Source organism: Olsenella uli (assembly GCF_016899935.1).
Classification (GTDB): domain Bacteria; phylum Actinomycetota; class Coriobacteriia; order Coriobacteriales; family Atopobiaceae; genus Thermophilibacter; species Thermophilibacter uli_B.
In genome coordinates, this window is sequence record NZ_JACJJK010000004.1 from 176,170 (window position 1) to 188,500 (window position 12,331).

Sequence of the window (12,331 nt, forward strand, 5' to 3'; positions counted from 1 at the left end):
AGTTGCCTAAAAGGGGTCTGACCCCTTTTAGGCAAGTTACCCGTGGCGAAGCTCGTCGAGGTAGGTCGGGCGCCGGACGAGCGTGCCGCGCGCGTCGTCGACGGCCCGGCGCAGCTCGCCCGCGCGCTCGACGTACTGCCGCAGCACGTAGCGCACGTCCTCGTCGCCGAGCCGCCCGATCAGCGCCCCCGCCTCGCCGACGCCCGTGCCAAAGCGCTCGGGGTCGCAGCGCGCCTCCGCCAGGTCCACGACCGCGCGGAACGCATCCCGCTCCGTCGGACCCACGGCGCCCAGCCGCACCAGCAGCTCCAACTGCTCCAGCTCGCACTCAAGCTCCCAGAGGCAGAAGAGCATCCGGTCCGCCGCGTCGCGGTAGCGCGCGACCTCGGCGATCTCCGCGTTCTTCTCGCCCGAAGCGGAGATCGCGTCGAGCAGCGCGTTCGCCTGCGTGTGCAGCATCTGGAAGTGCAGCAGCCGCTCGGAGGAGACCACCGTGTCCACGCGCTCGTCGAGCGTCGTGCGCACGAGCCCCCAGCTGCGGCGCACCATGGCAAAGAGCTGGCGGACGTCGGCCGCGAAGAGCCGCCGGTCCGAGGTGGGCAGCACGAGCCGGTTGACCAGCGCCACGGTGACCACCGCCAGCGCGAGCGAGCCCAGGCGCATCATCGTGGCGTAGCCGTCGTCGATGGAGGCCGAGGCCATCGTCACCGCGTAGGCCGTCGCAAAGAAAGCCGAGGTCACGGTGCCCGGACGGGCGGCGTAGAGCGGCGCCACGAGCACCATGCCCAGCACCATGATGCCGACCCAGCCCAGGTTGAGCAGCGCCACGGCGTGCACGAAGACGCACCCGAGCGCCGTGCCCACCATGCGGGTGCGCATGCGGCGCGAGCTCTCGTCGGGGAAGGGCTGCAGCAGCAGGTAGGCGTGCAGCACGTACCAGTAGAGGTGGTCCACGGGCAGCAGCAGGTTGACGCTGCAGCTCACGGCCAGCACGATGCCGCAGCGCACCGAGAAGCGCATCTCGAAGGAGTCGAGCGTGGGCCGCTTGCGAAAGAGCGCCGTGCCGGCCGCGTGCCGCGCGGACATGTGCCAGACGCGCTGGTGCGGGTCGTCGGCGGTGCGCAGGATCAGCAGCAGCATGTTGAGGTAGCTGCGGCAGAAGATACGGAAGCGCGGCTCCTCGACGCGCAGGTCGGCGAGAAGGGCGCGGACCCGGTTGGCGAGCACCGCGCGCAGCGCCTCGTGCGCGTTCGCGTCCACCACGTCGTCGAGGCCGCGCGTGAGCTCGGCGAGCCGGGCGAGAAGCGCGGCGTGCTCGGCGCGGTGGCGATCTTCCCAGTCGAGGCTGCCGGTCAGGTACGCCGTGCGCTGCGCCAACGTGGCCATCATGTCCAGCAGGTTCACGGTGCGCGGCGGGGCGGCGGAGTCCTCGCGCGCGGAGTAGGCGAGGGCGGCGAACTCGCGGCGCAGGGTAAGCAGCTCAGCGCGCAGGTTCTCGTCGACGCCGCGCTCCGCCGCGTGCGCGAGGCCGTCGGCGAGGCGGCGGACGCAGTCGTGCAGGCGGCTGCGGGCCTCCCGCGCGCGATGGCGGACGGCACCGGCCACGAGCAGGCCCGCGCTCAGCGTGAGGCAGCAGGCCACGAGCACCGCCGCCTGCGTGGCGAACGACGTCACGAGGTTGGCCGGCCGGAGCTGCAGGAAGGCAAAGAGCATCGTGTACGGGAAGTAGCGGCGCGGGTTGAGCTGAGACGAGCGCATGAACACGAGGACGAACGGCATCGCCAGGTTCACGGCCACGCAGAGCGCGAGGTTGGTTACCGCCAGGCGCGCCCCCACGAGCGCGAGCGCGCTCACCAGGAAGAAGCGGGCGTACTGAGCCGGCGGGTTGTACTTGGTCAAGCGCGTCTCAAAGAGCGTGGTGAACGGCGAGACCGCGAGGAGGTAGCGGTCGCCAAAGCCGAGCTGCACGATCCAGAACAGCGCGATGAAGAACGCGATGACGGGCAGCGTGCCCACGAGCCGGGCGCGCCTCGCCTCGAGCCAGCCTCTGATCTCTTTGCTAGTCATGGGCCTATTGTATTCGCATCGTAAATCAGATCGGCCTGCATGCGGCCGCAAAACGGCCCGCCACGTGAGCGCGGCTCTTGTGGACGTCGAGTCTGTACTTTTTTGCGGAAGGGCGGAGTACAGACTCAATATTCCGAAGAAGAATCGCAGGTAAATGGGCCGTGCATCGAGTCTGTATTTCGCGATTTTGGAGAAAAGTACAGACTCGACGTGCGGCGTGGCAAAAGTCATGCCAAGGCCGCCGAACCGACTATAGCCCCATCGCCTGCATCGCGAACATGATGACGGTGAGGACGGTCACGGCCACGATCGTGAACCAGGTGAGCGCGTTCCAGAGGCGGCTGTTGGCAAAGCGGCCCATCACGTGCCGGTCGCTCGCGATCAGCACCATGAAGACGAGAAGCACGGGCAGCAGCACGCCGTTGATGACCTGCGCGACCATCATGATGCCAAAGAGGTTGACGTTCGGCAGCATGACCACCAGCGCGGACACGGCGATGACGGCGGTGATGATGCCCCGGTAGGTGGGCGCCTCGGCCCAGCTGCGGTCCGCGCCGCGCTCCCAGCCAAACGCCTCGCAGATCGCGCTCGACGTGATGCCCGGCAGCACGCAGGCCGCGAGCAGCGACGCCCCGGCCAGTCCCGCGCCAAAGAGCAGCTCGGCGTAGTCGCCCACGAGCGGCGCGAGCGCGGCGGCCGCGTCCTCGGCGCCGCTGACCTCGATGCCGGCGGGGTGCAGCACGGCGCCCGTCGTGAGGATGATGAACCAGGAAATGACGCTCGCGGCCACGGCGCCCGTCACGGTGTCGATCCGCTGGTAGGGAAGGTCCTCGGCGCGCGCGTTCTTCTCGACCACGTTGGACTGGGCCAGAAAAAGCATCCACGGCGCGATGGCCGTGCCCACGCTCGCCACCAGCAGCGACAGGTAGCGCGGCGTGGCCTCCACGTGCGGGACCACGGTGTGCAGGAGGGCGTCGCCCCAGTCGGGTCCCACCATGACGCCGGCCACGATGTAGGTCACAAAGACGCACGCGATGGCGAGAAGGACCTTCTCGATCCGGCGGTACGACCCGCTCATCGTGAGCAGCCAGATGGCCAGGGCCGCCGCCGGAACGCTCACGTAGACCGGCACGCCGAAGAGCGCGAGGGCCGACGCGATGCCCGCGAACTCCGAGAGCGTGACCGTGGTGTTGGAGACGAGAAGCGCGAGCATGGCCAGCGCGGAGAGCCGCACGCCAAACTGCTCGCGGATGAGCGAGGCCAGGCCCTTGCCCGTGACGCAGCCCATGCGTGCGGCGGTCTCCTGCGCCACGATGAGCAGGAAGCACATCAGCGGCACGGTCCAGAGCTGCGCAAAGCCAAAGAGCGCGCCCGCGTTGGAGTAGGTGGCCACGCCGCCGGCGTCCGCACCCGCGAGCGCCGCCACCATGCCGGGTCCCATCGCCGCGAGGATGCGGCGCGGCTCCAGCCGCGTTTGACGGGACTCCGCGCTCTTCTCGCCCTGCGGCATCTAGAACCCCGCCCCCACCACGGCGCCGGGGCCGGCGAGCGCGAGCGCCGCGCCCGTGAAGACCGCCACGGCCACGAGCATGGCCACGAGCGAGAGCGTGAACCCGGAGGTCTCCTTGTTTGCCGCGTCGCGCGCGCGAAGGACGCCCAGGTAGACGGGCGTGAGCGCGAACGAGACGAAGGTGCTCGCCGCCGCCGCGAGGCCGCCCGTTACGAGCGCGTCGCCGAGGCTGCCCTCAAAGACCCCCGCCGTGGGGACGGCCGGCGAGACCAGCACGTTCATGAGGGCGACCACGATCAGAGCGAGCAGGACCCCCAGCGCGGCGCCGATGCCCACGCCCTTGCAGGTGAAGCCCAGCATGGAGGGCGTGTCCTCGTCGTCGGGGTCGTTCTCCAGGAAGAAGTTGGTGACGTAGGAGATGGAGTCGTCCGCGAGCACGAGTGCCACGGCGAGCGGGATCGCGATCGTGAGGGTCTCCGCCAGCGTGAGGCGCCCGCCCACGGCGAGCGCGAGCCCCGCCACGCCGAGCGCCCACAGGGCCACCCACACGTTGCGGCGCACGAGCCAGATGAGCGTGCTCGCGTGCCCGGAGTCCTCGCCGTCCGCCGAGCCGCCGGCCACGCGCAGGTCCTCGGCGTGCTCCTCCTCCAGGACGTCCAGCGCGTCGTCCACGGTGACGATGCCCAGCAGGCGCCCCTCGTCGTTCACGACGGGCATGGCCAGCAGGTTGTACTTGGCGATGTCCTCGGCCACGTCCTCCTGATCGTCCTCGGGGCTCGCGGTCACGAGGTCGGCCGTGGCGAGCTCCGCCAGGCGCGTCTCCGGCGCGGCCACGATGAGCGCGTTGAGCGTCACGACGCCGGCGAGGCGCCCCTCCTCGTCCACGAGGTAGACGTAGCGCACGGACTCGAAGTCCTCGTCCAGCCCGCGCAGCATCTCCACGGCGTCGGCCACGGTGGCGTCCTCGGCGACGGTCGCCACCTCGGAGGTCATGATGCGGCCGGCCGTGTTCTCGCGATAGCCCAGCAGCTGGCGGATCGCGCGCTGCTCCTGGACGCCCATCAGGCGCAGGAGCTTCTCGGCCTTGTCGTAGTCCAGCTCGCTGACCAGCTCGGCCGCGTCGTCCGGGTCCATCTCGGAGAGGATGCGCGAGGCGTCGGTCTCGGTGAGGTTGCCCATGAGCTCGGCAGCCATCGCGTCGTCGTCGAACTCGGCCATCGCGCCGGCGCGCTGCTCGTCGTCGAGCTGCGCGAAGACCTGGCCGCGCAGGCGCGGGTCCAGCCGCTCGATGATGTCGGCGATGTCGGCGGGGTGCATATCGTCGAGCGTCTTGTGGGAGACGGAGAGCTTGACGTTGGAGAGGTCGCGCTCCACGAGGTCCATGTAGCTCCACGCGATGATCTTCTCGGGCAGCGGGTGGCCAAAGGTGCGCGCCAGGCGCAGCGCCACGCGCTCGAGCGCCGGGTGGAGGCTCCGCAGCAGGCCGCGCGCGCCCACCTCCGCGCCCAGCAGGCGCAGCTGGGTTGAGCTCGTGTCCGAGAGCTTGAGGTCGTTCACGCGCACGACGCGCATGCCGTGCGTGTCCACGATCTGCTTGTTCAGGATGTCGCGGGCAAGGAGCACCTCGTCCGGCTGCAGGTAGGAGAAGCGCAGGTCCGTGGCGATGACCTTGAGGTGCACCTCGTGCTCGTCGTAGGTGTCCACGAACTTGCGCCAGCTGATCATGATGGGTGTGCGGCCGGGGCCCATGAAGGCCAGGCTCGTGATGCGGGGGAAGACCTCGCCCGTGGCGATGCCCAGGTCGGAGACCGTGCCGACCTTCTCGCCGTCGGCGTCAAGAACGGGGTTGCCCAGGAGTTGGGACAGGTAGATCATTCGTGCTCCTTACGTGCGTCGCGTGGGCGCGCTCGCGTGGTTCGCGGGAGCACGCCGCAGGTCATCGACTGTGAGGTCGAGGTTTCATGCGGACCTTTCTCCTAGGTGGATTCGCCGGCTGTATTGTAGCCCAAGCGCGCGTCGGCGGGCGAGAAGAACGGCGCGCTAGAACCGCGTCCAGGGCAGCTCGCGCTCGCCGTCTCCGCCGGCGCCGCGCCGGGGGCCGACGCTCATGCGTGGGCGGTAGCGCATCCCGCCGATCCTGTTGCCGGGGAAGCTCGTGACCAGGGCGTTGTAGCTGCGGACCTCCTCGTCGTAGGCGCGGCGCGCCTGCTCGAGGTCCTTCTCGGCCTGGGCGATCTGGCCCATGAGGGCCACGAGGTCCGGATTGGTCATGAGCGCCGTCGAGCGCTCCGCCACGGCAAAGAGCTCGCGAAGCGTCTGCGTGAGGGCCTGCGAGGCCACGATCTTGTCGGCCGGCCGCTCCGCCGCGTCAACGGTGGCGCGCGCCTGGCTGACGGCGTCGAGCATCTCGCGGCTGTGCCCGTCGCGCCCCGCCATTGCCGCCTCGAGCGAGGCCACGAGCTCCCCGCGCCGCGCGAGCGCCGCGTCGAGGACCTTCCACGTGGCGCGGCATTTCTCGTCCGCGCCCATGATGTTGAGGTAGGTGCGGGTGTACACCATGACCAGCGCGATGAGCGCCAGGCCAAGCAGGAGGATGACGACGATGGGGTCCACGGGCGCTCCTTGGGGCCGAAGGGCGCGATGGCGGAGGAGGAGGGATTCGAACCCTCGGAACGGGGGTTGCCCGCTCGACGGTTTTCAAGACCGCTGCAATCAACCACTCTGCCACTCCTCCGAGCGCGCGAGCACTAGTATCCTACCCCATGTGGCACGGTGCGAGGCGCGGGAGGTGCGCATGGGCGAGAAGGACGACGGCTCGACGGCGGCGGACGAGAAGTACATGCGCCTGGCGCTCGAGGAGGCCGAGGCGGCCGCCGCCGAGGGCGAGGTGCCCATCGGCGCAGTGGTCGTGTGCGACGGGCGCGTCGTGGCCCGCGCGCACAACCGGCGCGAGACCGACGCCGACCCCTCGGCCCACGCGGAGTTTCTCGCCATGGTGGAGGCGTCGCGCGAGCTGGGGCGCTGGCGGCTCACGGGCTGCACGGTCTACGTGACGCTGGAGCCCTGCCTCATGTGCGCGGGCCTCATGGTGAACGCGCGTGTTGACCGCTGCGTCTACGGGGCGGCCGATCCCAAGGGCGGCGCGGTGGGCACGCTCTTCGACGTGAGCCACGACTCTCGGCTCAACCACGAGTTCGAGGTCACACCCGGCGTGCTCGCCGACGAGGCAGCGGGGCTCCTGCGCTCGTTCTTCCGCGCGCGCCGCCGACGCTAGGGCGCGGGCGTTCTTCTCGCCTGCGTGCCCTTCCCGTCGGTGACAACGCGCACGGTTTGCTTCAACGTTACATAACCGCAGTTAAAAATAACGCGCACGGCAATCTGTGCGCGTTATTTTGGAGGGCGACAAAAACGCGTCGCCGCTACAGCACGAGCGAGCCCACGTACACGATGACCGCCATCACGACGGCGTAGGCAAAGGCGTACTTGGCGATCTTGCCGAGGATCTCGCCGTCCTTGCCCACGAGGCCGCAGGCCGCGCAGCCGATCGCGATGTTCTGCGGGCTGAGCATCTTGCCGGCGGAGACGCCGAGCGAGTTGGACGCCACGAGCCAGGTCTCGTTGGCGCCGATGGACTGCGCGGCGTGGAGCTGCACGTTGCCAAAGAGCACCTCGCTCGAGGTGCCGGAGCCGGTGACGAACGTGCCGAGCGCGCCCAGCAGCGGCGCCACCAGCGGGTAGAAGCTGCCGAGCGCGGCCACGAAGAACGCGGAGATGCTCGCGATCATGCCGGAGTAGCCCATGATCTTGGCGCAGGCCAGCACGCCGAGCATGGTCACGATGGTCTTGGCCATCTGCTTCACGGTGGCGACCAGCACGCCCAGCATGTCGCGCACGGAGCAGCGCTGGATGAGGCCGCCCACGATGCCGCAGATGAAGATCAGCACGCCGGGCGTGTTCACCCACGAGAACGTGAGCGTGGCCGTGGGGTCGCCGGCGTAGATGTTGACCGTGCTCTTGATCGCGGAGAGCGGCCCGTTCACGAACGGCACGAGCTTGCTCGTGGCGAGAAGGACCACAAAGATCAGCGCGAACGGCGCCCAGGCACGCAGCTTGTCGGCGACGGACTCCTCCGGCGCGTCGTCGTCTGCGGCCGCGACCAGACGGAACTTCTCGGGCACCTCGGCGCCGCTCTTGTGCATGTGCAGCGCGTAGGCGAAGGTGAGGACGAGCGAGACCACGGAGGCCACCACGTCGGGCAGCTCGCCGCCGATGAAGTGGCCGGCCACCACGAGGCACGCGGCGAAGGAGACGCCCGAGACGAGCGAGATGGGCAGCATCCCCTTGAGGGCCTTGGGGCCGTGGCCCACGAGCGCGACCATGAGGATCGGGCAGGCCACGACGAACGGGAAGACCTGGATGGCCTGGACGGTGGAGAGCTCCACGACGTCGATGCCGGTGATGGAAGCGAGCGTGGTGGTGGGGATGCCAATGGAGCCGAACATCGTGGGAACTCCGTTAGCGATGAGGCACGCCAGGATGGCGGTCACGGGGGAGATGCCGAGCGCCATGAGCATGCTCGCGGGGATGGCGACGGCGGTGCCGAAACCGGCCATGCCCTCGAGGAAGCCGCCGAAGCACCAGCCGATGAGCAGCGTGAGCACACGCCGGTCGGCGGAGACCGAGCAGAGCATCCGCTTGATCGTCTCCATGGCGCCGGTGTGGACCGTGAGGTTGTAGGTGAAGACCGCCGCGATGATCACGATCACGATGGGCCAGAGCGCCATCGCGAAGCCCTCGAGCGCGGCCGTGGCCATGTTGACAGGCGTCATGCCCCAGCCGAGGGTGGCGCAGACGGCGGCCACGACGAGCGCGCCGACGCTGGCGAGGTAGGCCTCCATGTGCAGGCCGCACAGGGCGATGACGAGCCAGATGATGGGGGCGAGGGCGAGGACGAACATTCCAAAGAGCTCAAGCATAGGGTGACTCCTAGGGTCGCGCGTGCAATCAACCCCTTAATCTACCAAAACTTGCCTGAAAGGGGTCAGACCCCTTTCAGGCAAGTTGGAAAACGAAGAAGTCGAGGTAGTGGCTCTCGGGGAAGCCCCAGAGGATGGGGTGGTCGGGTGCCTGCTGGCGCTCCTCGACCTGTCTGAGCTGCACGTTTGCCTGGTGCGCGGCCTCGGCGATCGCCTTGGCGAGAAGATCGCGCGTCATGAAGTGGGAGCAGCTGCAGGTGGCGAGGTACCCGCCGCGCGGCAGCAGGCGCAGTGCCTGGTAGTTTATCTCCCGGTAGCCGCGCGCGGCGTGGGAGACGGTGCCGCGGCTCTTGGTGAAGGCGGGCGGATCCAGCACGATGAGGTCGAACGGGCCGCCCTCCTCACGCAGCCGGGCGCGGTCGCGGGCGAGCTCGGGCAGGTAGTCGAGGACGTTCGCGCAGGTGAAGCCCATGCGGTCGTCCAGGCCGTTGAGGCGGGCGTTCTCGCGCGCGAGGTCGATGGCCGTCTGGCTCACGTCCACGCAGCGCACGAGCTCTGCCCCGCCCGCCGCCGCGTTGAGGCCGAAGGGCCCCACGTGGCAGAAGCAGTCCAGCGCGCGCCGTCCGGCTGCGATCTCGCGCACGGCGCGCCGGTTGTACTTCTGGTCGAGGAAGAAGCCGGTCTTCTGGCTGTTCTCCAGGTCAAGGTCAAAGCGCAGGCCGTTTTCGCGCACGACGAGGCGCGCGGTCTCGGGCACGGAGACGCCCGGGCCCTCCCACCAGCCCTTGTAGCGGGGCAGCCCCTCCTTGGCGCGCGCCGCGCCGTCGTTGCGCTCGTAGATGGCGTCGATCTTCTCGCCGTCTGCGGCAAGCGCGTCCACGAGCGCGCGGTACACCACGGGGCGCAGCCGCTCCATGCCCACGGTGCCCACCTGCGTGACCAGCACGTTCTCGTAGCGGTCGGCCACGAGCCCGGGCAGGCCGTCCGCCTCCGAGAAGACCACGCGGCAGCAGGTGGTGTCCGGCTCGGCGCCCGGCAGGCCGCGCCCGCCCATCGTGGTGCGGCGGTGCTGCCACGCCCACGTGACGCGCCGGGCCCAGAAGGCGTCGTCAAAGCGGTCGTTTGCGTTGCGGCTCACCAGGCGCACGCGGATCTTGGACTCCTGCGAGAGCAGGCCCGCGCCCTGCCACGTGCCGTTCTCCTCAAAGACGTCCACGATGACGCCGTTCTCGGCGGGCTCGGCGGAGATGACCTCGCCCTCAAAGACCCACGGGTGCCCGCCGGCGAGCGAGCGCGCCGCCTTGCGCGTGACCGTGACGCGAGGGTAGGGGCGGGTCTGCTTCATGCGTCCTCCTGTATGTGAATTGGGGACAGTCCCCAATTCACATAAATGATTTGTGTAAATCGGGGACTGTCCCCAATTAACAGACTAGTAGTGGCGACCGTAGCGACCGCCGGCGATGCCGCGCCCGCGCGAGCGCGAGCCGGCGAACATCGTGCGCGTGGAGCGCTTGGTCGGGCGGTCGGCCTGCGGAACGATGCGCCCGGCGTCGTAGGCAAAGCCGTCGAGGTCCCACACCGGCACGAGCTTCTTGGTGAAGTACTCGATCTCGCGCAGGGGGCTGATCTCGTCCGGCGCCACGAAGGTGTAGGCGTGGCCCGTGGCGCCCGCGCGGCCCGTGCGGCCGATGCGGTGCACGTAGTCCTCCGGGTCCATGGGAACGTCGAAGTTCACCACGGCGTCGATGCCGGAGACGTCGATGCCGCGGCTCATGACGTCGGTCGCCACGAGGACCTGGACCTTGCCCTCGCGGAACTTCTCGAGCGCGCGCTCGCGGGCCTTCTGCGGGCGGTCGGCGTGCATGACGTCCACGCGCACGCCGGCGGTCTTGAGGGTCTTGGAGACGTCGTCTACGCGGTGCTTGGTGCGGCAGAAGACCAGCACGCGCTCGGGCTTCTCGCCTGCCGCTCCGCCGGTGTCCAGGAGGGCGCGCAGGAGCTCGGTCTTCTGGCCCTGTGTGACGGGGCAGAGGTGCTCCTCCACGGTGTCCGCCGTCTCGCCCACGCGGGCGATCTCCACGGTCGCGGGGTCGGTGAGCAGCGCGTCGATCGTGGACTTGATCGACGGTGGGATGGTGGCCGAGAAGAGCAGCGTCTGGTGCTTGGCCGGCAGGGCGTGCATGATGCGGCGGACGCTCGGCCAGAAGCCCATGTCCAGCATGCGGTCCGCCTCGTCCAGGACCAGCACCTTGACCTGTGCCAGGCTCACGTGGTTGTGCTCCATGAGGTCGATCAGGCGGCCCGGGGTGGCCACGAGCAGGTCGCAGCCCCGCTCCAGCTCGCGAATCTGGCGGTCGAACTTGGCGCCGCCCATGACGATGACCGCGCGCTGGCCGGTCTGCTCGCAGACCACGCTCACGACGTTCTCGATCTGCGCCGCGAGCTCGCGCGTGGGCGTGACCACGAGCGCGTGCGGTCCCTTGCCCTTGGCGCCGGCCACGAGCTGCAGCGCGGGCAGCGCGAACGCGGCGGTCTTGCCCGTGCCCGTCTGCGCGGAGGCCACGATGTCCCGCCCGGTGAGCACCACGGGAATGGCCTGTTCCTGGACGGGGGTCGGGGTGGTGAAGCCGAGGGCGTCCACCCCGGCGAGGATCTGCTCGTTAAGCCCGAGCTCGGCAAATGTAGTAGTCATGCGGCTAAGTATAGAGCATGGGCGGCGTGGCGTGGGTATACTGGACAGGTTCACGCGCAGAAACGGAGCCCCCATGCCCATCAACATCCCCGACGGCCTGCCCGCCAAGACCATCCTCCAGCAGGAGCGCATCTTCGCCCTTGAGGAGGAGGTGGCCAGCCACCAGGAGATTCGCCCCCTGCGCGTGGCGATTCTCAACCTCATGCCCACCAAGATCGAGACCGAGACCCAGATCCTGCGCCTCATCTCCAAGTCCCCGCTGCAGGTGAGCTGCGACTTCATGCGCGTCTCAACCCACGAGTCCACGCACGTCTCGCAGGACCACCTCGTCAAGTTCTACGACACCTTCGACGCCTTCCGCGACAAGAACTACGACGGCCTCATCATCACCGGCGCGCCCGTGGAGCACCTGGAGTACGAGGAGGTCGACTACTGGGACGAGTTCTGCGAGATCGTGGACTGGAGCCAGGAGCACGTGTTCTCCACGATGTTCCTCTGCTGGGGCGCGCTCGGCGCCCTCTGGCACCTCTACCAGATTCCCAAGCGCCAGCTCGGCGCCAAGCTCTTCGGCGTGTTCAAGCAGCGCCTCTGCGACGAGTACAGCTTCCTCACCAACGGCTTCGACGAGGTGCACTACATGCCGCACAGCCGTCACGCCGCCATCGACACCGGCGAGCTGGCCAAGCACCCCGAGCTCTGCACGCTCTCCGAGGGCTTCACGAGCGGCCCGTCGCTGCTCGCCACGCGTGACTTCCACGAGGTCTACGTGACCGGTCACTTTGAGTACGGCCGCGACACCCTGGCCGACGAGTTCTGGCGCGACTTCCACAAGGGCCTGCCCATCCGCGTGCCGGAGAACTACTTCCCCGACGACGACCCCGAGCGCCAGCCGCTCTTCACCTGGCGCGCGCACGCCAACCTGCTCTACCGCAACTGGCTCAACTGGGTCTACCAGATGACGCCGTACAACCTGGACGAGATCCCGGCCGCGATCGCGGAGCTGCGCGCGCGGAGCACGGCGGCGACTGGCCACGTGGACAAGTTCTAAGGCTTGCGAGAAGGACGCACCGCCTGATGCGGCGCGCG

The 12,331-nt window shown here is 69.0% G+C and carries 9 protein-coding genes and 1 tRNA gene; 2 read left to right on the forward strand and 8 right to left on the reverse strand.

Annotated features, from left to right (window positions below; genetic code table 11):
* Window positions 1-36 precede the first annotated feature (36 nt).
* The 5 genes from H6A07_RS05100 to H6A07_RS05120 all read right to left on the reverse strand — a co-directional run bounded on the left by H6A07_RS05100 (window position 37) and on the right by H6A07_RS05120 (window position 6,311).
* Window positions 37-2,067: an FUSC family protein gene (locus H6A07_RS05100; RefSeq protein WP_204813848.1), complete on the reverse strand. Its 2,031-nt coding sequence runs from the start codon at window positions 2,065-2,067 to the stop codon at window positions 37-39.
* A gap of 250 nt (window positions 2,068-2,317) precedes the next feature.
* The gene (locus tag H6A07_RS05105) at window positions 2,318-3,577 is read right to left on the reverse strand and encodes an Nramp family divalent metal transporter (protein ID WP_204813849.1); all 1,260 of its coding nucleotides are present in this window, start codon (window positions 3,575-3,577) and stop codon (window positions 2,318-2,320) included.
* The gene (locus tag H6A07_RS05110; RefSeq protein WP_204813850.1) at window positions 3,578-5,452 is read right to left on the reverse strand and encodes a magnesium transporter; all 1,875 of its coding nucleotides are present in this window, start codon (window positions 5,450-5,452) and stop codon (window positions 3,578-3,580) included.
* Between the two features lie 165 nt (window positions 5,453-5,617).
* Entirely contained in the window at window positions 5,618-6,190 is a 573-nt protein-coding gene (locus tag H6A07_RS05115; protein ID WP_204813851.1) for a LemA family protein, read from the reverse strand.
* A 28-nt stretch (window positions 6,191-6,218) separates the two neighbouring features.
* Window positions 6,219-6,311, reverse strand: a tRNA-Ser gene (locus H6A07_RS05120).
* A gap of 60 nt (window positions 6,312-6,371) precedes the next feature.
* Here H6A07_RS05120 and tadA point away from each other — a divergent pair.
* On the forward strand, window positions 6,372-6,851 hold the full coding sequence (gene tadA / locus H6A07_RS05125) for a tRNA adenosine(34) deaminase TadA (RefSeq protein ID WP_204813852.1): 480 nt from the start codon (window positions 6,372-6,374) through the stop codon (window positions 6,849-6,851).
* A 145-nt stretch (window positions 6,852-6,996) separates the two neighbouring features.
* On the opposite strand, the gene H6A07_RS05130 is transcribed toward tadA, so the two are convergent.
* From H6A07_RS05130 to H6A07_RS05140, 3 genes are all read right to left on the reverse strand, one after another.
* Window positions 6,997-8,553, reverse strand: a complete 1,557-nt coding sequence (locus tag H6A07_RS05130) for an L-lactate permease (RefSeq protein ID WP_204813853.1) — start codon at window positions 8,551-8,553, stop codon at window positions 6,997-6,999.
* A 76-nt stretch (window positions 8,554-8,629) separates the two neighbouring features.
* Window positions 8,630-9,898: a class I SAM-dependent rRNA methyltransferase gene (locus H6A07_RS05135; RefSeq protein WP_204813854.1), complete on the reverse strand. Its 1,269-nt coding sequence runs from the start codon at window positions 9,896-9,898 to the stop codon at window positions 8,630-8,632.
* An 84-nt stretch (window positions 9,899-9,982) separates the two neighbouring features.
* Entirely contained in the window at window positions 9,983-11,245 is a 1,263-nt protein-coding gene (locus H6A07_RS05140; RefSeq protein ID WP_204813855.1) for a DEAD/DEAH box helicase, read from the reverse strand.
* A gap of 73 nt (window positions 11,246-11,318) precedes the next feature.
* Between H6A07_RS05140 and H6A07_RS05145 the strand changes: the two genes are divergently transcribed.
* A complete protein-coding gene (locus tag H6A07_RS05145; RefSeq protein WP_204813856.1) occupies window positions 11,319-12,293 on the forward strand; it encodes a homoserine O-succinyltransferase in 975 nt (324 codons plus the stop codon).
* The last annotated feature ends 38 nt before the right edge of the window (window positions 12,294-12,331 follow it).

Coding starts and splice junctions, on each gene's coding strand:
- H6A07_RS05100 (WP_204813848.1), bottom strand. CDS start 2,067: ATGACTAGCAAAGAGATCAGAGGCTGGCTCGAGGCGAGGCGCGCCCGG.
- H6A07_RS05105 (WP_204813849.1), bottom strand. CDS start 3,577: ATGCCGCAGGGCGAGAAGAGCGCGGAGTCCCGTCAAACGCGGCTGGAG.
- H6A07_RS05110 (WP_204813850.1), bottom strand. CDS start 5,452: ATGATCTACCTGTCCCAACTCCTGGGCAACCCCGTTCTTGACGCCGAC.
- tadA (WP_204813852.1), top strand. CDS start 6,372: ATGGGCGAGAAGGACGACGGCTCGACGGCGGCGGACGAGAAGTACATG.
- H6A07_RS05130 (WP_204813853.1), bottom strand. CDS start 8,553: ATGCTTGAGCTCTTTGGAATGTTCGTCCTCGCCCTCGCCCCCATCATC.
- H6A07_RS05135 (WP_204813854.1), bottom strand. CDS start 9,898: ATGAAGCAGACCCGCCCCTACCCTCGCGTCACGGTCACGCGCAAGGCG.
- H6A07_RS05140 (WP_204813855.1), bottom strand. CDS start 11,245: ATGACTACTACATTTGCCGAGCTCGGGCTTAACGAGCAGATCCTCGCC.
- H6A07_RS05145 (WP_204813856.1), top strand. CDS start 11,319: ATGCCCATCAACATCCCCGACGGCCTGCCCGCCAAGACCATCCTCCAG.